19 protein-coding genes are annotated in these 23,277 nt (G+C 47.1%); 3 read left to right on the top strand and 16 right to left on the bottom strand.

The features are described from left to right. Nucleotides 1-37 precede the first annotated feature (37 nt). Nucleotides 38-1,528, top strand: coding sequence for an aminomethyl-transferring glycine dehydrogenase subunit GcvPB (gcvPB, locus tag MHI01_RS25790; RefSeq protein ID WP_340984905.1), 1,491 nt, complete (start codon nt 38-40; stop codon nt 1,526-1,528). Between the two features lie 245 nt (nt 1,529-1,773). On the opposite strand, the gene ptsP is transcribed toward gcvPB, so the two are convergent. From ptsP to MHI01_RS25750, 8 genes are all read right to left on the bottom strand, one after another. Further along, the gene (gene ptsP, locus MHI01_RS25785) at nt 1,774-3,486 is read right to left on the bottom strand and encodes a phosphoenolpyruvate--protein phosphotransferase (RefSeq protein ID WP_340984392.1); all 1,713 of its coding nucleotides are present in this window, start codon (nt 3,484-3,486) and stop codon (nt 1,774-1,776) included. Then, entirely contained in the window at nt 3,479-3,754 is a 276-nt protein-coding gene (locus tag MHI01_RS25780; protein ID WP_036617010.1) for an HPr family phosphocarrier protein, read from the bottom strand. The genes ptsP and MHI01_RS25780 overlap by 8 nt, the downstream gene beginning before the upstream one ends. Nucleotides 3,755-3,831: 77 nt before the next feature. Next, nucleotides 3,832-5,883 carry a glucose-specific PTS transporter subunit IIBC gene (ptsG, locus tag MHI01_RS25775; RefSeq protein ID WP_339186016.1) on the bottom strand — a complete coding sequence of 684 codons (2,052 nt, stop codon included), beginning with the start codon at nt 5,881-5,883 and terminating at the stop codon, nt 3,832-3,834. 287 nt (nt 5,884-6,170) lie between these two features. Next, nucleotides 6,171-7,025, bottom strand: coding sequence for a glucose PTS transporter transcription antiterminator GlcT (gene glcT / locus MHI01_RS25770; RefSeq protein WP_047844046.1), 855 nt, complete (start codon nt 7,023-7,025; stop codon nt 6,171-6,173). Nucleotides 7,026-7,190: 165 nt separating this feature from the next. Beyond that, entirely contained in the window at nt 7,191-8,741 is a 1,551-nt protein-coding gene (locus MHI01_RS25765) for a flotillin family protein (RefSeq protein WP_047844047.1), read from the bottom strand. A gap of 59 nt (nt 8,742-8,800) precedes the next feature. Continuing rightward, complete coding sequence (locus MHI01_RS25760; protein WP_047844048.1) at nt 8,801-9,337, bottom strand: membrane protease regulatory membrane protein; 537 nt, start codon at nt 9,335-9,337, stop codon at nt 8,801-8,803. 277 nt (nt 9,338-9,614) lie between these two features. Beyond that, nucleotides 9,615-10,778 carry an iron-containing alcohol dehydrogenase gene (locus MHI01_RS25755; RefSeq protein WP_340984391.1) on the bottom strand — a complete coding sequence of 388 codons (1,164 nt, stop codon included), beginning with the start codon at nt 10,776-10,778 and terminating at the stop codon, nt 9,615-9,617. A gap of 92 nt (nt 10,779-10,870) precedes the next feature. Further along, a complete protein-coding gene (locus MHI01_RS25750; protein ID WP_307416394.1) occupies nt 10,871-11,458 on the bottom strand; it encodes an MSMEG_1061 family FMN-dependent PPOX-type flavoprotein in 588 nt (195 codons plus the stop codon). Between the two features lie 237 nt (nt 11,459-11,695). Here MHI01_RS25750 and MHI01_RS25745 point away from each other — a divergent pair, with 237 nt between their 5' ends. Beyond that, nucleotides 11,696-13,720 carry a leucine-rich repeat protein gene (locus tag MHI01_RS25745; protein WP_340984390.1) on the top strand — a complete coding sequence of 675 codons (2,025 nt, stop codon included), beginning with the start codon at nt 11,696-11,698 and terminating at the stop codon, nt 13,718-13,720. A 58-nt stretch (nt 13,721-13,778) separates the two neighbouring features. Here MHI01_RS25745 and MHI01_RS25740 read toward each other — a convergent pair whose 3' ends face one another. The 3 genes from MHI01_RS25740 to MHI01_RS25730 are packed head-to-tail and all read right to left on the bottom strand — an operon-like array spanning nt 13,779 to nt 17,564. Next, entirely contained in the window at nt 13,779-15,377 is a 1,599-nt protein-coding gene (locus MHI01_RS25740) for a UDP-glucose--hexose-1-phosphate uridylyltransferase (protein ID WP_340984389.1), read from the bottom strand. 14 nt (nt 15,378-15,391) lie between these two features. Then, nucleotides 15,392-16,381: a UDP-glucose 4-epimerase GalE gene (gene galE / locus MHI01_RS25735; RefSeq protein ID WP_017686840.1), complete on the bottom strand. Its 990-nt coding sequence runs from the start codon at nt 16,379-16,381 to the stop codon at nt 15,392-15,394. 1 nt (nt 16,382) lies between these two features. Beyond that, on the bottom strand, nt 16,383-17,564 hold the full coding sequence (locus MHI01_RS25730) for a galactokinase (protein WP_340984388.1): 1,182 nt from the start codon (nt 17,562-17,564) through the stop codon (nt 16,383-16,385). 153 nt (nt 17,565-17,717) lie between these two features. Between MHI01_RS25730 and MHI01_RS25725 the strand changes: the two genes are divergently transcribed. Continuing rightward, nucleotides 17,718-18,692 carry an AraC family transcriptional regulator gene (locus tag MHI01_RS25725; RefSeq protein WP_340984387.1) on the top strand — a complete coding sequence of 325 codons (975 nt, stop codon included), beginning with the start codon at nt 17,718-17,720 and terminating at the stop codon, nt 18,690-18,692. Between the two features lie 84 nt (nt 18,693-18,776). Here MHI01_RS25725 and mgrA read toward each other — a convergent pair whose 3' ends face one another. The 5 genes from mgrA to MHI01_RS25700 all read right to left on the bottom strand — a co-directional run bounded on the left by mgrA (nt 18,777) and on the right by MHI01_RS25700 (nt 23,194). Further along, complete coding sequence (mgrA, locus tag MHI01_RS25720; RefSeq protein WP_036674510.1) at nt 18,777-19,784, bottom strand: L-glyceraldehyde 3-phosphate reductase; 1,008 nt, start codon at nt 19,782-19,784, stop codon at nt 18,777-18,779. A gap of 78 nt (nt 19,785-19,862) precedes the next feature. Beyond that, entirely contained in the window at nt 19,863-20,603 is a 741-nt protein-coding gene (locus MHI01_RS25715) for an NAD-dependent protein deacylase (protein WP_340984386.1), read from the bottom strand. Nucleotides 20,604-20,837: 234 nt separating this feature from the next. Next, entirely contained in the window at nt 20,838-21,605 is a 768-nt protein-coding gene (locus tag MHI01_RS25710; RefSeq protein WP_340984385.1) for an HAD family hydrolase, read from the bottom strand. A 64-nt stretch (nt 21,606-21,669) separates the two neighbouring features. Then, nucleotides 21,670-22,434: an alpha/beta fold hydrolase gene (locus MHI01_RS25705; RefSeq protein WP_339283998.1), complete on the bottom strand. Its 765-nt coding sequence runs from the start codon at nt 22,432-22,434 to the stop codon at nt 21,670-21,672. Nucleotides 22,435-22,528: 94 nt separating this feature from the next. Beyond that, complete coding sequence (locus MHI01_RS25700; RefSeq protein ID WP_017686833.1) at nt 22,529-23,194, bottom strand: bifunctional 2-keto-4-hydroxyglutarate aldolase/2-keto-3-deoxy-6-phosphogluconate aldolase; 666 nt, start codon at nt 23,192-23,194, stop codon at nt 22,529-22,531. Nucleotides 23,195-23,277 lie beyond the last annotated feature (83 nt).

The raw sequence follows: 23,277 nt of genomic DNA, 5'->3' as shown, positions 1-23,277 counted from the left end.
GGATGCGAGTACAGCTGTCTCCACTTCGGCTCAATCTGTGTTAGAAAAATTCAACGCACAGACCTTATCTCCTGCTCCGGAACAATCATTGATTTTTGAACTCAGCAGCCCTGGGCGTGTCGCTTATTCCTTGCCAGAATGTGACGTTCCTCGCCAGTCTGCCGATACGTTGATTCCCCGGGAAATGCTCCGTTCGGAAGCAGCAGCGCTGCCGGAAGTGTTTGAGGTAGATGTTATTCGACACTATACCGCTCTGTCCCGCCGCAACTTCGGCGTAGATAACGGATTCTATCCACTGGGCTCTTGTACGATGAAATACAATCCAAAGATTAATGAGGATGTTGCCCGTTATAATGGATTCGCCAAAATCCATCCGTACCAGCATGAATCCAGCATTCAAGGTGCACTTGAACTGTTGTATACGTTGCAAACCGACCTTGCAGGTCTGACAGGTATGGACGCTGTGACCTTGCAACCAGCAGCTGGTGCCCATGGAGAATGGACTGGACTTATGATGATTCGTGCCTACCACGAAGGTCGTGGCGAACAACGTACCAAAGTCATCGTGCCCGATTCTTCGCATGGTACCAACCCGGCAAGTGCAACCGTTGCAGGATTTGAAACTGTGACGATTCCATCCCGCGCAGACGGACTGGTCGATCTGGATGCACTCCGTGCAGCCGTTGGTTCGGATACAGCAGCCTTGATGCTGACCAACCCGAATACAATTGGTTTGTTCGAGAAAGACATTCAGGAGATTGCATCCATCGTACATCAGGCTGGTGGCTTGTTGTACTACGATGGAGCCAACTCGAATGCCATTATGGGTATTACCCGTCCGGGTGATATGGGCTTTGATGTGGTGCATCTGAACTTGCACAAAACGATGAGTACGCCTCATGGCGGTGGTGGACCTGGCGCCGGACCAGTTGGCGTGAAGAACCGTCTGGTTCCGTTCCTGCCTAAGCCCATGGTTATCAAAAATGATGACGGTATGTATGCATTCGATCGTGAAGGCGATCAATCCATTGGCCGAGTGAAAGCCCACTACGGTAACTTCGGTATATTGGTACGTGCCTATGCCTACATTCGTACCTATGGACCGGAAGGATTGCGCCGTGTATCTGAATGTGCGGTACTCAATGCTAACTATATGATGACCCGTCTCGCACCTTACTACGAGATTCCATATCCGGGTGTATGCAAACATGAATTCGTCATGTCTGGTCGGGGTTTGAAGCAATATGGTGTGCGCACACTTGACGTTGCCAAGCGATTGCTTGATTTTGGATATCACCCGCCTACGGTGTACTTCCCGCTCAACGTGGAGGAATGCATCATGATCGAACCGACAGAAACCGAAAGCAAAGAAACGCTGGATGGGTTCATTGATACGATGATACGGATTGCCAAAGAAGCGGAAGAGACACCTGAATTGGTCCTGAACGCACCTTACGGCACACCGGTTACTCGACTCGATGAGACCACCGCTGCCCGCAAACCTGTACTTAACTGCGCTTGCAGTTAATCAAATCATTGTTATCACGAAAGCTCTTGCTGATGTTCCAATCAACAAGAGCTTTTTGTGTTGCCTTCCCTTTTACTGATGTCACTCTTACAGCTCACCATCATCCTGTTAGAGTATTTCTCAACGTTTATAACAAAAAAAGCCGATATCCACAATGAATCGCGGATACCGGCAAAATCGCTGCATCAATGCAGCTCATTATCGGAAAAAGAAAAACCTCAAATCCGGAGGAAACCCCGGCAAAATTACGCTTTAATGCTTTGAACCAATTCAACAACTTGTTCAGCCGTTTGCATATCCAGAGCTTTAGCAGCCAGTTCCTGCATATCCGCACGGGACAGCTTGGTGATCTGACTACGAGCTGGCAGAATGGAGGTTGCGCTCATGCTGAACTCATCCAATCCAAGACCAAGCAACAATGGAATTGCCGTTTCGTCTCCTGCCATCTCACCACACATGCCAACCCATTTGCCTTCACGATGCGCTGCATCGATAACCATTTTAACCAAACGCAAAATGGCTGGGTTGTAAGGTTGATACAGATAAGCTACTCGTTCGTTCATACGGTCAGCAGCCATCGTGTATTGAATCAGATCGTTCGTTCCGATACTGAAGAAATCCACTTCTTTGGCAAATTGATCCGCCAGAACTGCAGTCGAAGGAATTTCGACCATGATTCCGAGTTGAATGCTGTCAGAAACAGCAATACCTTCAGCAACCAGCTTCTCTTTCTCTTCGAGCAAGACAGCTTTTGCTTCACGGAATTCACCGAGTGTTGCGATCATTGGGAACATGACACGCAGGTTTCCATGTACGCTTGCACGCAGCAATGCACGCAATTGTGTACGGAAGATATCCAGACGGTCCAGACACAGACGAACTGCGCGGAAGCCGAGGAATGGATTCATTTCTTTTGGCAGATCCAGATATGGAAGCTCTTTGTCTCCACCGATGTCGAGTGTACGAACAACGACAGGTTTGCCTTCCATTTTTTCCAGTACCGCTTTGTAAGCATTATACTGAATGTCTTCGGAAGGAAGCTTGTCTCTGCCCATGTACAAGAACTCGGTACGGTACAGGCCTACAGCCTCGCCGCCGTTTTCCAGAACACCCGTTACGTCATTTGGTGTACCAATGTTAGCTGCAAGTTCAACATGAACGTTGTCCACCGTTACCGTTGGCTCATCACGAAGTTTTCTCCACTCTGCACGTTGTGCATCATACTGTTCCTGTTTGGCACGGTATTCAGCAATAAATTCATCAGTAGGGTTAACCAGTACGTGACCATCCAGACCGTCAACAATAATCATATCGCCTTGTTTCGCTTGAGCCAAGATGTCCTTGGTTCCAACAACAGCTGGAATCTCAAGAGAGCGAGCCATAATCGCCGAGTGAGAAGTGCGTCCGCCAATGTTAGTTGCAAAACCCTTAACAAATTGGCGATTCAATTGAGCCGTGTCGGAAGGTGTTAGATCCTCCGCAAGCACAATCACTTCTTCATTGATCTCAGCCGGACTCATGAAGTCGATACCAAGCAAGTGATTTAGCACACGTTTGGTAACGTCACGCATATCCGCAGCACGTTCCTGCAGGTATGCACTCTTCATGTTCTCAAACATGGAGATAAATTGCGATGCCGTTTCGTTCAAAGCAAATTCTGCATTGATCATGTCATCCGCAATTCTAGCTTTAACCGGATCAATTAGTTCCGGGTCATTCAAAATGAGCAAATGCGAAGCAAAAATCTCTGCTTTTTTCTCGCCAAGCTCTTGTAAAGTACGCTCTTTGATCGCCTCAAGCTCAGCCTGGGATTTACCCAGAGCTGAGTCGAGTTTCGCGATCTCTGCGTCAACGTCGTTAATTTGGCGTTTTTCTACAGAGTAGTCAGGATGCTCCAAGATAAACGCCTTGGCGATAGCAATACCCGCCGAAGCCGCGATCCCGGAGACATTAAGCATTAATTTCGCCCAACCCTTCGTTAACCATAACGTCAGTCAAAGCTTGAAGAGCTTCAGCTTCGCCTTCGCCTTCAACGATGATGCTGATAGTGTCGCCTTGTTCCAATCCGAGGGAAAGAACACCCAGGATGGATTTCAAAGTTACTTTTTTACCGTTAGCTTCTGCAAAGGATTCTGCACCTTTGAATTTGTTTGCTGTATTAACCAGGGCTGTCGCCGGACGTGCGTGGATACCATCTTCGTCTGTAATTCTGAATGTTTGTTGCATTACAATCATCTCACTTTCAGTAGTTTGGTTTAGGCATTGCATATATTTACACTTGCTTGCCATCGTCGTAACACTTCTTATTTTATCTCAATGATTGGCTGTTCGCCAACTTTCAGCACTCCACTCTTCTTCAGAGTTACTGTAGAGCCCTCTGGAAGGTTAGTGAAAATAACTGGTGAAATGATCGAAGGAGCGTTTGCTTTGACATACTCCAGATCCACTTCCATAATCGGCTGACCTGCCGATACCAGATCACCTTCCTGTACCAGTACGTTAAAGCCTTGACCTTTCAGCTTCACCGTATTAACACCTATATGAACAAGCACTTCCTTACCACCATCGGACATGATGCCCACGGCATGTTTGCTTGGAAATACATTAAACACTTTACCATACACAGGAGAAGTTATCGTACCATCATGTGGCAAAATTGCGAATCCATCACCTGTCATTTTCTCAGCAAAGACCGGATCAGGTACGTTTGTAATGTCCAGCAATTCACCATTGACTGGCATGACGATATCCTCAGCAACGATGCGCTCGCCCTGCTCACCTTGTGCCTTCTCCTCTTCAGGAGTTGGTTTGGCAGCTGCTGGCGTTGGTGCTGGAGTTCGTCCTGCAATAATATCCTGCATCTGAGATTTGATCGTGTCGGAACGTGTTCCGAAGATGGCTTGAACATTATTACCCACTTCAAGTACACCAGATGCACCCAATTGTTTCAAACGATCTTTTTTCACATTGGATTTCTCATTAACTTCAATCCGCAAACGAGTAATACAAGCGTCCAGATGTTTGATATTTTCCTTGCCACCGAAAGCCTCGAGAATGTTATGTGGCAGGTCATCCGTTGAACCAGAGCCTCCGCCAGATTCGGTTTCAGGCGTTGCATCTTCACGTCCTGGTGTTTTGAGATTGAATTTGCGAATGATAAACCGGAAACCGAAGTAATAGATCACCGCAAGAACCAATCCGACAATAATAACGTCCCACCAAGGTGTACGGTTTGGAATAATCCCGAAGATCAGGAAGTCAATGAACCCACCGGAGAAGGTCATACCGATCTTTACACCCAGAATTTGCATGGTCATGAAAGACAAACCTGCAAAGATACAGTGTACTGCAAACAGGATTGGTGCTACAAACAGGAACGAAAATTCAAGTGGTTCTGTGATACCTGTCAGGAACGAGGTTAGCGCAGCTGAACCCATGATACCTGCAACATACTTTTTGTGCTCCGGTCTTGCTTCATGGTACATCGCAAGTGCCGCTGCTGGCAAACCAAACATCATGAACGGGAATTTACCAACTTGGAATGTTCCCGCTGTGAGGTTCACACCATCACGCAATTGATTGAAGAAGATTTGCTGGTCACCACGGATGACATCTCCAGCTTTGTTCACATACTCACCAAACTCAAACCAGAATGGGGAGTAGAAAATGTGGTGAAGACCAAACGGAATTAATGACCGTTCCACAACTCCGAAGATGAATGCCGACAATGTCGGGCTTGTATCTACCATGAAGTGAGATACAGTATTCAATCCATTTTGAATCGGCGGCCAGATAATCACCAGAAGCAACCCGATTAAGAGGGAAACAACCGAAGTGATAATCGGAACGAAACGTTTACCTGCAAAGAAACCGAGGTAAGACGGCAGTTCGATTTTGAAAAATCGATTGTAACACAGCGCGGCGGCAATACCTATGATTATACCTCCGAACACGCCTGTACTTAATGTTGGGATACCCAAGATGCTGGCATAACCCGGTACTTCACCGATCATGGCAGGAGTAACCCCTACTGCGGTACCCAGTGTGACGTTCATGACCAGGTAACCGATGATCGCTGCAAGACCTGCAACGCCTTCGCCACCAGCCAATCCGACAGCTACGCCGACGGCGAACAGCAATGCCAGATTATCAAATACGATCTGACCTGCGTTCATCATAATTGTTGCGATCGAGTTCACCCAAGGGGTGTCGAGCGCCGTTACATATTGCAAGAAATCTGGATTAACCAGCATGTTACCGATTCCGAGCAGCAAACCTGCCGCAGGTAGAATGGCTACAGGCAACATGAGAGCTTTACCTACTCTTTGCAATACACCAAAAAGCTTTTTGAACATCGCGTCGTTTCTCCCTTTCGTCTAATTTATATGTTGTGATGCAAGCAAGGGAACACAAAAAAAGGCATGAATTAATAAAGTAAACTGTGCCAACCTTGGGGTATAGCATACCCTGTACAAGGAAAGAACAATCACACTTTAATTAACTCATGCCTGATCGAGTCAGTAACACGTCGCTTATGTTTATTCAGTTGCTTGATTACGGAAACCATTGTAGCACCAGTTCTAATCTATTGCAAGCCTTTACACCCAAAAAATAAATTCCACATTCCATCACTGGAATGATCTCACTTATTCTCTTCTTCCTTCCGCTGATTCAGCCTTTGCAGATGAATGGTCAGATAACCTACCTCTGCAGGATAAACCGGCAGTTTCAGTCTTTTCTCCATTACTTTGGTCAGTTTCCATGCAAGCGAGTACATTTCGGGATACTCCAACTTGAGCAGGGAATCCAACTTATGAAGCTCTTCCACTTTGTCTCCACGGCGAACACGCTCAAGGGCAAAACGAAGATGCGTCAGCAAACGAGAGTAATCCAGCGATTCCGTTTCAAACGAATAATCGAGTTGATCGGACACCAGGTTCACCAAATCAGTGATCAATTGTGAATGTTCACGTACCTGGGATATATTTTGATTGGTCATTGCGCTATAGATATGGAGGGCCACAAAGCCAATCTCATCCATCCCCAGATCTACACCCATTTTCTCTTTGATCAGACGAACAGCGTATTCTCCCATTCGATATTCTTCAGGATAAATCTCGCGGGTTTCATATAAAAATGGATTTTGTATGATAATGCCCTGCTCCTTGCGTTTTAACGCGAAAGAAATGTGATCGGTTAATGCAATATGGATATGTTCATTCAGAGGAACGTCCGTACGCTCTGCAATATACGTAATAACTTCGTTAATAATCTCGATCAGTGCTTCATCCACCTGTGGAAGAAGCTGTTTGTACTGCTCTTGCTCCTGCTGGTTTTTCAAAATGAACATTTTCTCCACAGCCATCAATGGAATGTGATCACTCGGTTTTCGGTTAAAGCCAATGCCTTTACCAATAACAACGACTTCCCCGTGTTCTGGATGCTGTGCAATGATTACATTATTATTTAGCGCTTTATCTACATGCAAGCTGCTCATTGTTTGCACCTCTTTTTCACACCATCTTAGGTGTGATTAAGTCACACCCTGTTACGAACGAAAAGACACCCGGAGCGGGCAAACCGCGCCGGACGTCTCGCTTAAAAAGTAACAAAAATTCGCCTTAAGGTCAATAGAGCAACCATGCAAGATTCGAAGTGCTTCTTACTCGTCAACCCCAGCTCTTTCCACAATCTTGTCGATTATAGAAGGAGTTGTAACAGCCTCGCTCTGTTGAATGGCAACTGGCGCAGGTGTTTTAGACTTCGTAAGGCCTTTAATCAGCTGCTCTACATCGATGCCGGATACACTTTTGAGCATCTCTGGAGCGGTCGCCATAAGTTCAGTAACATAGTTACTCACTCGTGCTGCACCTTCACCTTTACCTGTATCTACCACCGTCAGTTTATCAATGGATGCAATTGGCTCTGCAATTTTACCAGCCAGTTCAGGCAGCATTTTGACAATGATATCGAGTACAGCTGCTTCGCCAAACTTCTGGAACGCTTCGGCCAGTTTTTCTTTTGCTTCTGCTTCTGCAAGACCACGCAAACGAATAACTTCTGCATCTGCTGTACCTTTGGCAAGTTCCGCATCCGCCATGGCCTGACCTTCAAGTCGTTTCTGCTCAGCTGTTGCTTTGGCATGTGTTTCGATGGAGTACTGTACAGCATCGGCTTCACGCATTCTTTTGGCTTTATCCGCTTCGGCAGCTTGCTCTACCGCATAACGATCCGCTTCTGCCTTTTTCTTCACTTCAGCATCGTATTGCTTCTCACGTACGACGATTTCTTTTTCCTGGAGATCAATCTCACGTTCTTTACGAACGAGTTCAACCTTCATTTCTTCTTCCACCACGGTCTGTCTCGCACGCGCTTCATGGATATGGTATGCCTGATCGGCTTCCGCTTTGGCTGTATCCTGATCCCGCTTAAACGTGGCTACTTTCAGTTCCTTCTCTTTGGCTGCCTCGGCGATATTGGTATCCCGCAGCAACTCTGCTTTTTGGCCCTGTTCTTCCGCATTAGCCTTCTGAATACGCGCATCACGCATTGCTTCCGCTTCAGCAATCTCGGCATCACGCTTCACTGCCGCAATTCTCGGTTTACCGAGAGCGTCCAGGTAGCCCTGTTTGTCACGAACATCCTTGATGGTAAATGAGACAATTTGCAGACCCATTTTTTTCAAATCTCTAGCTGCTACGCCTTGAACCTCTTGCGCAAACCGATCCCGGTTCCGGTATACTTCTTCCACCGTCATTGTACCGAGGATGGCCCGCAAATGCCCCTCCAGTACCTCCTGTGCTTCGCTTCTCAGCGCTTCTACAGGTTTACCGATGAATTGCTCAGCTGCCGTAGCAACGTCTTCTACAGCGCCTCCAACCTTGATAATAGCCACACCGTCAGCAATAACCGGAACCCCTTGCTCCGTGTACACTTCAGGTGTGGAAACATCCAGCTTGTGGGATAACAAGGAGATAAACTCGGATTGCTGGAATACCGGCAGGATAAATGCACCGCCACCACGAACAATCTTAATTTTCCGTCCAGAATCATCATCGGAGATATTTTTGCTACCCAGGAATGATCCTGTAACGATCATTGCCTCATCCGGTCCAACCGTTTTGTATCTCGCCCAGAAAGCCAGACCCAAAATTAGAATGACTCCGACTACAACTATGGGAATCAACAAAACATCCCAATTCAAATTTTCCATTCCACATCTCTCCCCTTATTCATGATGAGTGCTTAAATTACTTAGGTGATAAGAATACTTTATAAATCTTTAAGTACATTTTCATCCCATTCCGACACACGCAGTACACCATCTACAACATCCACCACGACAACACGGGCTCCCGCCGCAATGGGGAGGTGTTCAAAACTGGATGCCGTTTGAATCGTACTACCGGATGCAAAGCGGATCATTACTTCGCCAAAACCTTTTTCCGGCACCGGAATGGTGATTTCCCCAATTTTTCCTGATAACTCTTTCATTGAAAATGCAATGGAGACATCGCTGTTACGCATCGGTTTGATATATGCGAAGAATACCAGCATGGCTGCAGCAATACCTATAAGCAGGGATAGTATTAGACCGGACATTGCACTTAATGAACTATAACGTGTCAGCAAAATACCTGCCCCACCAAAGGTTGTAATGGAACCAGCTAACACAACGGGTTTGAAAAAATCAAGACCTGGCATTTCAAAAGCTCCGTCCAGCAAGCCATCAATCAAGTCACCCAGCACAAGGCTGACAACCGCAAATATCGCCCCTCCGATTAGACACCCCCAATAAATTGTTTCCATCCCCTGTTCCTCCTCTCTCTGCCGCAAATTCATCCTAACTGAGCATTCCACATGTAAATAAATACGTAGCAAGGGGTAAAATGTTTCAAAATCTTTCCTCAATTGTATTCTGAACCCGATAATGGGTATTATCACGACATTCTGTTCGCCTTGCTTCAAGTTCCTCCATTATTCACGTGTACAGCCGAATACACGAAAAAACCGCAAGCCCCCATGAAGGAGACTTGCGGTTATTGGACAACAGAATGTGTCCTTTCACTTTGCAGTGATTATAGAATTACAGAGAAGCCTTGTAGATGGATACAACATCTTCCCGTTGCAGTTTCTTGAAGTTACCGAATGGACCAAACAGCATCGCTTTGTCAGCCATTACGTCGATCTGGCTGTCATCGATATCGTAATCTGCCAAACGGTTAGGTGCACCAATGGATGTCCAGAATTTGCTGAGCGCATCGATACCTTCTTCAGCAATCTGTCTGTCCGATTTGCCTTCAGGGTTCACTTCGAATACATTAATTGCCAGACGTTTGAATCGATCCACATTCACATCCAGGTTATGTTTCATCCAGTGTGGGAACAAGATTGCAAGTCCACCGCCGTGTGGGATATCATACACTGCGGATACCGCGTGTTCAATATTATGTGTTGCCCAGTCTCCTGCGAGACCCATATTCAGCACGCCATTCAGTGCCATTGTTCCGCAATACAGAATCGTTTCGCGCAGTTCATAGTTCTCCAGGTCTTCAACCAGACGAGGTGCTGCTTCCATGACGGTACGCAGAATCGTCTCACAGAAACCGAGTTGAACCGGTGTGTTGGCATCCAGATGGAAGTAATGCTCCAATACGTGGGACATCATATCCACCATACCGTATACCGTTTGGTCCAGTGGAACAGTGTGTGTATTCACCGGATCCAGGATAGAGAATGCAGGGAATGAGTATGCGCTACCCCAACCCAGTTTTTCTTGTGTATCCTGATTCGTAATAACCGAACCGGAGTTCATTTCGGAACCAGTTGCCGCCATGGTCAATACGGTACCGAGTGGAAGAGCATCCTGTGCAACGGCTTTGCGCTGAGCAAAATCCCACATATCGCCATCATATTTGGCACCTACAGCGATAGCTTTGGAGCAGTCCAGTACACTACCGCCACCTACAGCGAGGATCAGGTCGATGTTATTTGTTTTACAGAGGTCTACCCCTTTATGCACCGTAGAAAGACGCGGGTTAGGTTCAACACCTGCCAGTTCAGTCACTTCTGCTCCAGCTTCCTTAAGCAAACCGATCACTTGATCGTAAAGACCACTGCGTTTGATACTGCCGCCACCATATACAAGCAGAACCCGTTTACCGTATTTCGGCACTTCTGTTTTCAATGCTTCCAGTTGTCCTTTGCCGAAAATCAGCCGGGTTGGATTATAGAATTGGAAAGATCTCATATCTATTGTCGCCTCCAATGGAGTTTAGAATTTTTGTGCAACTCCAATTATAGTACCCTGTTTATAGAAAAACAAATCGATAGTCACTCACTTTATAACAACCCGTTAATCTCCAAATGGGCTCGAAACATCTCGCTCGTTGAAGGCAAATTCTCAGCATCCACCCATGTTTCTGAGGCCCATAATCCAGCCTGTTTGAATGCCCGCGGACAATGGATAAAACACTCTTCTACATCTACAATGACAGCCGCACCTATGGTTTTACCACTCCAGCCCATACTCGCGATGAATTCCTCATCCTTGGTAATGGATGCTGTGCCATTAATACGCAGCACTTCGTTCATACCCGGAATCAAAAAGAGCATACCAATACCAGGGTTCGACAACATGTTCAACAACGAGTCTATGCGCCGATTGCCTGGGCGTTCGGGATAGACGAGTCGGTATGTATCGTACACTTTTACGAATCCCGCTCCATCACCCCGAGGTGACACATCACTTTTCCCATCACGATCTGAGGTGGAGAGGAAAAATAATGGTGACATGGATAGAAAATTCTGAACATGTGAATCCACAAATGAGATTGCCTTGTTACGCACATGTTCATGCGGTTCCCCCACCATACCTTGCAGTTCCTCTGCATCTGTAATCAATGGAATATTCAATGCCTTCTTTTCCAATTTATTCGTCCCCGTTTCTTCATTGATAATGTCTTCAATGGCTTTCCACCATTATACATGCGGGAACTGACATCTTCCATTTCTGAAAACGAATATGAGTGCCGTCATTGAAAATACCGCGACTCCATGTGCCCTCGGCTCACCTATTGAAGATTCAGTATTGTTAATCTCATCTAACAGTTGTACTGTAACCAAAAGGACTTCAAAATTCTTAAAATAAATAAGGAGGTTAGTGGATTGAAAAAAGCAAGCATCTTCGTCTTTGCTCTGCTAATGTTCCTCGTACCCTGGGGACAGATGGTTATGTATGCTGAGCCGAATAAAGAAGAGGATTTCATAACAAGCACCAACGCTCATGGAATCACAATAAACGACTATGTGGGCACTTCGAAAGATGTCATTATTCCCGACACTATTTACGGACAAAAAGTAACTATTATTGGTGACAAAGCATTTTACAGCGATCATTTGACTTCTGTAGTTATTCCGCATACCGTCTCCACTATTGGAGAAAGGGCATTTGAAATCAATCAATTGACCTCTGTCATAATTCCAGAGACTGTCACGACTATTGGAGACTTGGCATTTGCATACAACCGACTGACCTCTGTCGTCATTCCGGATAGTGTATCCACAATTGGGAACTCCACATTCACTAACAACCAACTGGCCTCTGTCGTTATTCCCGAGACTGTTATGTCGATCGGAGATAGCGCATTTACAAACAATAAACTGACTACTGTCATTATTCCAGAGAATGTCTCCACGATTGGGAACTGGGCTTTTGCATCTAACCAGCTGGCTTCTATTGTTATTTCAAATCGTGTCTCTTCCATTGGACATGCTACATTTACAGACAATCAACTGACTTCTGTCGTCATTCCGGATAGTGTCTCCTCTATCGGGGCGATGGCATTTGCGGACAATCGGCTGGCGACTGTCTTCATTCCAGCTAGCGTGTCGTCTATTGGTTTCTCAGCGTTTCATGGCAACTCATCCCTTATTATTACTGGTTTTGATCCTTCAGAGGCTCAAGATTTCGCTTACTGGGATGACATTCCCTTTCAAAAATTGAATATGGTCGTCTCCTTCGACTCCAATGGAGGGACCCCGGTTGCGGTCACTCAAGCCACTTATGGGCAAACCATTGTACCTCCCACTCAGCCTACCAAGGACGAGTTTTTGTTTGAAGGCTGGTACATGGATTCGATATACTCCCTTCCCTGGGATTTTGCCAGAGATACCGTGACTGGGGACATCACGCTGTACGCCAAGTGGACGAGTTCAGTGACAACTGCGTCCAAATATACGAATAAGGAAAATCCCATTTCCGCTTTGACCGTCTCTTTTGATTCTCAAGGCGGAAGCCCCGTTTCCTCTACTATTACTAGGAATAATCAAGCAATAGCGCCTCCCACTCAGCCCAGCAAGAGCGGGTTTTCATTTGATGGATGGTACATAGATTCGGCATTATCTCTTCCCTGGAATTTTGACCGAGATACTGTAAGTCGGGACATAACACTATATGCCAAATGGGTAAAGACTGATAGCTCTGAAAACCATGGTGGCAGTCCTTCTTTCTGGACCAGTAGCTCTATTACTGACGCATCATCCCAGGAACCTGATACAGGAACGGAACTTAAAACCGAACCTAAACTTAAAGTTGAACCTAAACCTAAAGAACCAACAACACCTTTGACCCCAGTTGTGTTCAGTGATATTTCAACCCATTGGGCACGCTTGATGATTGAAAGTATCGCTGCACGTGGTCTGATAGAGGGATATCCCGATGCCACATTCAGGCCTAATCAGCCAATCTTGCGTAAACACATGGCTGGTATAATCAACGGAGCGTTTGAGCTACCAATAATCCGAAAGGCTACTCCCTTTGAAGATGTAGAGCCGACACATCCCTACTTTGATGCTATATCTCGACTACAGGAGGTCGGCCTTATTGATGGATTCCATATTTCAAACGGCTTAAATGATTTCTTCCATCCGGATGCGGTACTTACACGGGCCGAGGCAGCAAAAATCCTGGTGCTCGCGCTTGACCTGCCGCTGATCCAAACGAGTTCTTTTGAGGATGTCCCCTCCTCCCACTGGGCTCACGACTACATAGCCACACTGGCCGAGACTCAAATGGTTGTGGGATATCACGGACAGTTCAGGCCAGATGACTCCCTAACCCGAGCCGAGCTAGCTGCCCTGATCTATCGTTCAATTCCAACAGAACAAACGACTGGCTCACAACTCCGTTAAAAATCATATTCAAAAAAACACCAGCCCTTGTAGGGCTGGTGTTCATCGTTCTACATGTCTATTCAGTGTATCCCATGCTGCTTACAAAACGACGGAAAGCCTGGCGTCCTGCTTCATCATATTTGTAGACCCCTGCATGTTCCAGAATCTCGGCAAATTTCAAGCCAACTTCCTGCTGTACAATGGCAACGGCTTGTTCTTTGTCCAGTTTAGGACCAAACCGTTCAATCAATTCTTCCGCCCAGCCCAGATGTTTGTTCAACACATGATCAGAAGCTTTGGCGGCTTCAGCAAGTTTAGCATCTCCAGCGAGGATATCCGCGATACTGTCCAGTTCTTCTTTCAAACGACCTGGCAGGATGGCAAGCCCCATCACTTCGATCAGACCAATGTTTTCTTTCTTCAGATGGTGCATTTCACGGTGCGGATGGAAAATGCCTTCTGGATGCACATCATTTGTGCGGTTGTTACGCAATACAAGATCCATCTCATAACCACCATCTGCACTACGACGAACGATTGGTGTTACCGTATTGTGTGGTACTTGTTCCCCGTCTACTTCACTGAATGCTTCGATATCCACAGCAGAATCACTGTAGACCTTCCACGCTTCATATACGGCGTTACCCGCTTCTAGCAACTCTGCAGGATCGTGTGAAGCCAGACGCATCACAGACATTGGCCATTTCACAAGACTCAATGTAAGTCCAGGTGCATTCGCATGGCGGAAGACCGCCTCTGGCTGTGCATTTTGAATAGCGAATGTATGACGTCCACCCTGGAAATGGTCATGTGTCAGAATCGACCCACCTACAATCGGCAGATCCGCGTTAGATCCGATAAAGTAATGCGGGTACTCCCCGACAAACGCAAGTAGTCTGCGCAGTGTATCCTTCGTCAGCTTCATCGGCACATGATCATGATGGAAAATGATGCAGTGCTCGTTGTAGTACACATACGGCGAGTATTGGAACAACCAAGGCTCGTTGTTAAGCTCCAACGGAATAACTCTCAGATTCTGGCGGGCCGGGTGATTCACCCGACCAGCGTAACCTACATTTTCACGACACAGCTGGCATTTAGGATATACCGGCGGCGGAAGCAATTTCGCCATGGCAATTTCCTTTGGACTTTTCTCCGGTTTTGACAGGTTGATAGTAATCTCCATGTCTCCATAGGCCGTGTCCTGTGTCCAGTAGACGTTCTTCGAGATCCGATCCATCCGGATATAGTTGGAGTTAATCGACAAGTCATAGAATTGGGATGTGGCCGCCTCAATGCCTTCCGTCTGCTCCGTGTGGCGGAATGCGCGTACCACTTCGGATGGGCGTGCCATCAAATGACCCATGATTTTGGCATCCAGCAAATCACGGAATGTATCGCTATTTTCAGGAATGAGTCCAATGGAAAATCCATAATCAATCAACGTATCCAGCATAGCCTGTGGGCCATCGGGCACAGTCGTGTCCAACTCACCGGCATAAGGCTCTGAGAATCCGAATTGTTCCAGCAAGAGGTTGCGGCTATAATCCCAATCCGCTTCCTCGATTAATTGTTTCTGCAAGGCAAATGCAACCAGACGTTCAATGGCATGCAGTGCTTCCTGCTGCTCCGGTGTCCGCTCTGTGGCACCTGCTGCAATATGAGTCTGTGACATAAGGTGTTCGCCTCCTAGTTTTTTCCGTAGCCGTCAGGACGTGATTGGTGCCAGCTCCAAGCGCTTTGAATGACATCTTCCAGATTGGTCCATTTCGGATTCCAGCCCAGGACAGATCTCGCTTTTGCAGATGAAGCTACCAGCACAGCCGGGTCACCTGCACGACGTGGTTCCTGTACAACCGGAATATCGAGGCCAGTCACTTTTTTAGCTGTTTCGATCACTTGTTTTACCGAGAATCCTGTACCATTACCTAGGTTGAATACATTACTGTTCTCACCTTTGCGAAGATAATCTACTGCACGCAGATGTGCATCAGCCAAGTCGCTCACATGGATATAGTCACGGATACATGTTCCATCTTCTGTTGCATAGTCGTCACCAAACACGGCGATGTGCGGGCGTTGTTTCAATGCTGTTTGCAGTACGAGTGGAATCAGGTGACTCTCTGGTTGGTGATCTTCACCAATTTTGCCGCTGTCATGTGCACCGGCTGCATTGAAGTAACGCAGGGAAACGTATTTGATATCCTGAACTTTATCGAACCATGACATCATGCGTTCCATCATCAGCTTTGTTTCGCCGTATACGTTGGTTGGTTCTGTACGATCACTCTCTTCGATTGGCACTTTCTCAGGCTCACCGTACGTAGCTGCCGTAGAGGAGAAGACGATGCGGCGTACATTCGCTGCATTCATCGCTTCCAACAGACAGAGTGTACCAAACACGTTGTTGTCATAATATTTAACCGGGTCTTTCATGCTCTCGCCTACGAGTGAGTTGGCTGCAAAGTGAATGACTGCATCGATTGAATTCTCAGCGAACAGCTTCGCCAGAATTTCTTTGTCACGCAGATCCCCTTCATACAACTTACCGCCGAGCAACGCTTCACGATGCCCTGTCTGCAAGTTATCCAGTACAACAACCTCTTCTCCACGTTCCAACAATGCTGCTACCGTATGAGACCCAATATACCCTGCTCCACCTGTCACCAAAATTGCCATTTTACTTCGCCTCCTTCAATTCTTTAACACCGTCGCCTACGCCGCATACATAAAAATCACCTTTGAGATGGGTACGCGCTTCATATGCAGCGCCCACTTCACTTACAAAACGCTCGACATCATCTTCATGCACAAGTGATACGGTACAACCGCCAAATCCTGCGCCAGTCATTCGAGCACCAAGCGTGCCTGGAATCCGCTGAGCTTCCTCAACCATAACATCCAACTCATCACAGCTTACTTCGTACAAATCGCGAAGCGATTCATGAGAAGCGTTCATCAGCTTGCCGAAGGATTCCAGATCATTGATCCGCAATGCCTCCACCGATGCGAGAACACGTGCGTTCTCTTCCACGACATGCTGCGCACGCTGTCTTACTTTCTCATCCTTGATCTGATCCTGTAGTGTTACGAACTGCTCTGGCGTCAATTGAGCCAGGTAATTCAGTGCAGGCAGCTGTTCCTTCAAGATGGCAAGTGCCTGCTCGCATTGGGAGCGACGTTCATTGTAAGCCGAATCCACCAGACCGCGGCGTTTGTTTGTGTTACCGATGACCAATTTGTAGGAGCCTGTACGGAAAGGAACCTTTTGGTACTCCAGTGTGTCACACATCAGCAGGATCGCGTGATCCTGAGCACCGTTTGCGACAGCGAACTGATCCATGATTCCACAGTTGACGCCTACGAACTCATTTTCCGCTTTCTGGGACAGAAGCGCCAGTTGAACCGTATCAATATCCGATACACCCTCCAGAGACTGAATCGCAAATCCGGTGAGTACCTCCAGAGATGCAGATGATGAAAGTCCTGCCCCGTTCGGAATCTCCCCGTGGTAGAGGAAGTCGTAGCCTTTTGTTACATTTACGCCTTTGCCTTGCAATTCAACCATGACACCAACAGGATAGTCGGTCCATTCTCCGGTTTTCTCCTTACCGATGGAGGAAGTGTCTTGTACCCCTTCATAAGACATGTTCGTGGAAGCCAGTTGCAACTTGTTGTCTTGACGCTCACGAATGATCAATGTTGTTCCGAATTCAAGTGCTGCCGGAAGCACGTATCCACCGTTATAGTCAATGTGCTCACCGAGCAGATTCACACGCCCCGGGGCATGAAACACACGGATGTCCGCTCCACTCTCTCCGTACTTCTCAATAAACTTTTGTTTCAATTCAGTTACGTTCATTGCTGGTGCACCTCGCCTCGTTGTTGTGGTTTTCTTAATGTTATTATATAAGAAAGCGGTGCCTCATGTAATGCAACCATGTGTGTTTCATATGGATAAATGTGACCTTAAGGCGTATAATGATCGGAGCATCCCGGAAAGAAGGAAACAACCATGTCAGATCAATCCAACGGCAAGAAAGACCCTCTTGCATCTACTATCGAAAAAATACAGGAATCACCTTCCGGTAAAAGTGGAGCACTCAGTTATTCTGTTGCCTCCAATCCGGTCTATTATGAGCAAGGCGCACTGCATGTCCTGTTTGCGGGGGCAAGTCAGACCCTTCCGGGGCACGCCCTCGGACCTAAATTGTTTGATTATTATCTGCTGCATTATGTAGAAAAAGGAGCTGGTACGTTCCGTACCGAACTGCACACCTACGAGTTATCCGCAGGTGATTGTTTCCTCATTCATCCCGGGCAACTAGTGAGCTACCAGTCACACGCCCGCAACCCATGGCAATACCGCTGGATCGCCTTCACAGGCAGCCAGGCTGCCCAGCATGCCGAGGAGGCGGGATTCCGCCCCGAGAAGTCCGTTTTTCATGCTGGACCATCCTGTGGAATTTCCGATTGGCTATCCGTGATGCAGGATGCTTTTGCCGAGCGCAAAGAAAGCTCCCATTTCACATCACTGGGTACGTTATATATGATTCTAGCCGAAGCACAGAATCACCTTTCGCAGGGCCAAACCTTAATTCCAGGTGAATCCTCCATCCGACGTACGGTGAAACAGATGATTCAATATATGTCTACCCAATATGCCTACCCTGTCTCCATTGAACAAATGTCTGCGAGTCTTGGGTACAACCGTGCTTATCTATCCCGTATTTTCAAACAGGAAACCGGACTTTCGCCAGTCACTTATCTACTAAAATTGCGGATCGACAAGTCGCGCCAACTCCTGAGAGAACGCCCGGATCTGTCCATCGAACAGGTATCTGCATCAGTGGGACTGCCAGACGCGCTGTATTTCTCCAAACAGTTCAAACGATTTCACGGTGAAGCGCCTAGCTTGTATCGAGAGAAAATACTGTCCCGTCCACTACATCAGGGGTTACAGAAGAATGCTCAACAAAACAAACGATGAGCAACATAACGGACGGAGGAACCACGTACGACAAAAAAAGGTGCATTCCGCCATTATGGCTAAGATGCACCTTTTGCACTTTATTTATTTGTCATCAGGCTCCGGAGACAGGATGGATTCAATCCGTTCCAATTCCTCTGTAGAGAAATCTAGCTGACTGAGCGCAGCCACATTCTCTTCAATCTGGGAAGGACGACTTGCGCCAATCAGCGCGGAAGTTACCCTGCCATTACGCAGCACCCATGAGAGTGAAAATTGGGCCAAACTCTGACCACGGGCTGCTGCAATCTGGTTTAGCGCACGCACTTTGCGGAGTGTCTCTGGAGAGATGTTGTTCTCATTCAGGAATACCGACGGTCCTTTGGCACGTGAGTCTTCCGGGATACCATTCAAGTATTTGTTCGTGAGCACACCTTGTGCCAATGGACAGAATGCAATACTGCCTGTTCCATACTCATCCAGCACGTCCTGCAAACCATCTTCAATCCAGCGGTCCAGCAGCGAGTATTTCGGTTGATGGATTAACAGGGGCGTACCCAGACTTTTCAAAATTTCGGCAGCCTGTCTTGTTTGCTCTGCGGGATAGTTGGAGATCCCTACATACAGGGCTTTGCCCGAGCGAACAATATGATCCAGTGCCATCATCGTTTCTTCCAAAGGCGTTTCGGGATCATAACGATGTGAATAGAAAATATCCACATAATCCAGGCCCATACGCTTCAAGCTCTGATTCAGACTGGATACCAGATTTTTACGTGAACCCCACTCGCCATAAGGCCCGGGCCACATATAATAACCCGCTTTGGTGGAGATCACCAGTTCATCACGATAAGGTTTCAGATCCTGGGCCAGTACCTGTCCAAATAACTGCTCTGCCGAACCTGCCGGTGGGCCATAATTGTTGGCAAGATCAAAATGTGTAATACCCAGATCAAATGATCGGGTAATCATATTACGGCCATTCTCAGCGTTATTGATACCGCCAAAATTATGCCACAGCCCCAGTGAAATCGCTGGCAGTTTCAAACCTGAACGTCCAACGCGGTTATATTTCATCGTTTCATAGCGGGTATCGCTTGCTACGTAGACCATTATGAATCCCTTCTTTCCCCAGGTTCCGCCTCTTGTATCCGGTCTATGCCGGAGAATGCGGTTATTCAGTCCATACGTTCAACCAAGAAGCTGGTCCACAATATTCATTACCTCACCAATCGGCTCTGTAATCAGCAAATCAGCCCTGCGGTCGTAAGCAGTAGGTGTAGCGTTAAGCAGAACGGTATGTTTTCCCTGAAAATACGTAATTAACTGGGCCGCCGGATATACCGTCAGTGATGTGCCTCCCACGAGTAACAGATCTGCAGAAGACAGTGCATCAATAGAACGATACAATGTCGTCTGATCCAGCTCCTCTTCGTACAGCACCACATCCGGTTTGATCACACCACCACATGTGGTACAGCGAGGCACTGTATCTTGGGACTGTATAATATCATTCAGCGTATAAAACTGCTTGCAATCCATGCAGCCGTTACGATGAATTGAGCCGTGAAGCTCAAAGACATTGTTGCTACCTGCCTTCTGATGCAGTCCGTCGATATTTTGCGTGATCACTGCCTGAAGTTTTCCTTCCTGCTCCAGACGGGCTAATAGTCGATGGCACCCATTCGGTTCCGCATCTGGATGAAGCATTTTGCCACGATAAAAATCATAAAAAATATCGGCATGTTGATCAAAAAAATGTCGGCTTAATAACTCTTCCGGTGGATAAGGCGAATGCTGCTCCGTCTGATACAGACCCGCAGCCGAGCGGAAGTCGGGAATCCCGCTTTCCGTTGAAGTCCCGGCCCCTCCGAAAAAAACAATCCGGGAGCTCTCCTGAATCCAGGCAGCCAGTTGTTCTGTTGCGTTCATCCTCTCTCCTCCTTTTGTTTACTATATAAATTGAACTAAAGAATATTTACACTGGCCACTACGATGACAGAACAACCTTCCGATCGCTGTTATCCACAGATTTTTTTGATTCCTTTCTAAAGGAAAAAATCCGAGGATAAAGGCGACCACTCTGTTTCTTCAGGTTATTTCTGTCCTCTCCGTTTTGTGTAAATGTTTAGTTCAATTTATATAGTTTAATTAGACCAGGGTGACTTATATAATAACGCTTATCTCATTATAATGACGAACAATGGCATGGGCATCAACCAGATGAGATCCTTGATCTAACTGCGGGCAGTAACCGAGCGTATAGGATACCTCTGCATGCCGCCCCATCTGCATATCCCCATTGCTGTCTCCAATTACAACGGCCTCGGCAGGATCGATATGTAATTCACGGCAAGCCAAGAGTGCTGCTTCTCTATCCGGTTTGCCCTGGGTCACCCGATCACAGCCCACAATGGAGGTGAAAAAGGAACGTATCCCCATCCAATCCAGATGTGTTTCTGCTGCCGCTGTACTGTCTGAAGTAACAACTGCCAGAGGTATGTCTGCTGCCCTGCAACTCTGTAAGAAAGCAAGTAATCCTGGCATCGGTTCAGCCGATTTGCGCTCTCTTACCGATCTCATGGCTACACTTGAAAATTGGCGTATCGTTGTGATCGCTTCATTCCATGGAATGCCTGTTGCATATAACTGCCCGGCAAGCAATCCCGTGCACTCATCCACAGTCGCAATGGCAAGTGGACCTTGCGGATCATAGCCGACAATGTGACCTTCTGCATTATGAATGGTGCCTAAGACGTGCTCCCGTTCAACCGTAAATGAAGCTCCAAGCTCATTCATACGTGCTTGTAACTGACTCAGCAACGTCTCTGCCCACGGCCCCCATAGCTGAAGGAATTCCAGCAGTGTTCCATCTTTATCGAACAGGATCCCTTTACATGGGATCTGCACTCCATTCACTTGAAGCATGGTCATCCATATCACCTCCATTAAGTTATGCTATAAATGCATTCAACCCTTAATGCAGAATAATCAAAACCTACTTCATGGTACTTAACCAAGCGAGTACAGTCTTGACCGTCTGATTCAGCTGTTCTTCCCCACTCACTTCCGCCTCGCCATCTCCTTTTTGATGACCATAATCACCGAACTGGGCGTGGTTACCACCTTCAATGGTGTAATATACCGTGTCTTCTGGAAGATACATCCGTCCACTCTGATACTTCGTAGCATTCACGACTTCATCTTTAGTACCCAGAATAGATAAAGCAGGTATTCCAAGTGACTTTACGCTTCCTTTTTCATCCGGGTAAGATGCCAAGAAGAAGATCCCGTGAAGTGCATCAGGATGTGCGGCTACATAACGTGCAGCCATCGACCCGCCGAGAGAGTGTCCACCCATAACAAATTGTTCGTCCGGATATGCGGCCAGAATCTCATCTGCCAAGTTTGGCTTAAGCACTGCCAGGTTAACTGGCATCTTGGCAATAATCGTGTGATGACCCGCAGCAGCCAGCTCATGCGCAAGTGGTGCATAACTTTCCGGTTTTACCAGTCCACCAGGGTAGAAAAGCACACTTTTCCCCGTCGGTTTATCTGGCACAAAATCAATCCAGTTCTCTTGTTCACTCACCGTCACCGGATTGGCTGTTTCCATAGCTGTTTGAGCTGTTTCCTGTGGACCGTATGGTGTGAATAATTTCCACGCAACAAATCCACATCCAATGACAATGAGCGCCAGAAGTACGAGCAGGAATTTCCCGATGCCCCTCTTCTTGCGCCCTGTATTATACCGATTTCTCAACGTTAATCACCTTTCTTCACTTCCGCAGGTGCCGCGGCTCACAGAATTGGGAGCCTTTGTTTATCAGGCTCCCCTTCTACGAATTGAAAAAATATTATTCAGCCTTGGCCTTGCGGTAAGCATCCATATATTGTTCCGCTTTGCGACGGACATGACTCAGGTCACCCGTCTTCACAGCTTCCGATGTCAAGTCAGAGCCGATCCCTACAGCCACTGCTCCACCCTTGATCCAATCCCCCAGATTAGACAAGGATACCCCGCCAGTTGGCATAAAATTCGCCTGCGGCATAGGGCCCTTCATCGTTTTGATAATCGAAGGATCATACAGATTACCCGGGAACAACTTCACAATGTCCACGCCAAGTTCCAATGCGCGTTGAACGTCAGCAATCGTCATCACACCAGGCAGAATCGGAATTCGATACAGGTTGCAGATCTGAACCGTATCCGGATTCAGGGAAGGCCCAACTACAAACTCGGCACCCGACATGATGGCCGCTCTCGCCGTTTGCGGTTCAAGCACCGTTCCCGCACCAATAATCGCGAATTTCTCTGGATCTTGTGTGTTCCAATGATATACACGGCTTAATTTTTCAATGGCTTTGAGTGCACTGGGTACTGTCATCGTAATCTCGATAACTTTAATGCCACCCGCAATCGCTTGCTCGGCCATGGCAATGACTTGATCCGCAGAATCTGCACGCAGAACTGCAACAACCCCATTGTCCGTAATCTTTTGCAACAGCTGAAGCTTCTTCATTTCATTCTCTCCCTTGTCAATGTGGTGGTTGTGTATACAAGCCTTACATTTAAGAACGAAGATGAGCCATATATGATTTCAGC

It is taken from the genome of Paenibacillus sp. FSL M7-0656 (assembly GCF_038003225.1).
Taxonomy (GTDB): Bacteria; Bacillota; Bacilli; order Paenibacillales; family Paenibacillaceae; genus Paenibacillus; species Paenibacillus amylolyticus.
Note: the sequence above shows the minus strand (reverse complement) of the source record. Positions and strands in the feature narration are given on the sequence as shown.

Excerpts from the sequence above, each read along its gene's own strand:
- ptsP (WP_340984392.1), bottom strand. The coding sequence starts at position 3,486 with ATGCTTAATGTCTCCGGGATCGCGGCTTCGGCGGGTATTGCTATCGCC.
- MHI01_RS25780 (WP_036617010.1), bottom strand. The coding sequence starts at position 3,754 with ATGCAACAAACATTCAGAATTACAGACGAAGATGGTATCCACGCACGT.
- ptsG (WP_339186016.1), bottom strand. The coding sequence starts at position 5,883 with ATGTTCAAAAAGCTTTTTGGTGTATTGCAAAGAGTAGGTAAAGCTCTC.
- glcT (WP_047844046.1), bottom strand. The coding sequence starts at position 7,025 with ATGAGCAGCTTGCATGTAGATAAAGCGCTAAATAATAATGTAATCATT.
- MHI01_RS25765 (WP_047844047.1), bottom strand. The coding sequence starts at position 8,741 with ATGGAAAATTTGAATTGGGATGTTTTGTTGATTCCCATAGTTGTAGTC.
- MHI01_RS25760 (WP_047844048.1), bottom strand. The coding sequence starts at position 9,337 with ATGGAAACAATTTATTGGGGGTGTCTAATCGGAGGGGCGATATTTGCG.
- MHI01_RS25755 (WP_340984391.1), bottom strand. The coding sequence starts at position 10,778 with ATGAGATCTTTCCAATTCTATAATCCAACCCGGCTGATTTTCGGCAAA.
- MHI01_RS25740 (WP_340984389.1), bottom strand. The coding sequence starts at position 15,377 with ATGTCACAGACTCATATTGCAGCAGGTGCCACAGAGCGGACACCGGAG.
- galE (WP_017686840.1), bottom strand. The coding sequence starts at position 16,381 with ATGGCAATTTTGGTGACAGGTGGAGCAGGGTATATTGGGTCTCATACG.
- MHI01_RS25730 (WP_340984388.1), bottom strand. The coding sequence starts at position 17,564 with ATGAACGTAACTGAATTGAAACAAAAGTTTATTGAGAAGTACGGAGAG.
- MHI01_RS25725 (WP_340984387.1), top strand. The coding sequence starts at position 17,718 with ATGTCAGATCAATCCAACGGCAAGAAAGACCCTCTTGCATCTACTATC.
- mgrA (WP_036674510.1), bottom strand. The coding sequence starts at position 19,784 with ATGGTCTACGTAGCAAGCGATACCCGCTATGAAACGATGAAATATAAC.
- MHI01_RS25715 (WP_340984386.1), bottom strand. The coding sequence starts at position 20,603 with ATGAACGCAACAGAACAACTGGCTGCCTGGATTCAGGAGAGCTCCCGG.
- MHI01_RS25710 (WP_340984385.1), bottom strand. The coding sequence starts at position 21,605 with ATGACCATGCTTCAAGTGAATGGAGTGCAGATCCCATGTAAAGGGATC.
- MHI01_RS25700 (WP_017686833.1), bottom strand. The coding sequence starts at position 23,194 with ATGAAGAAGCTTCAGCTGTTGCAAAAGATTACGGACAATGGGGTTGTT.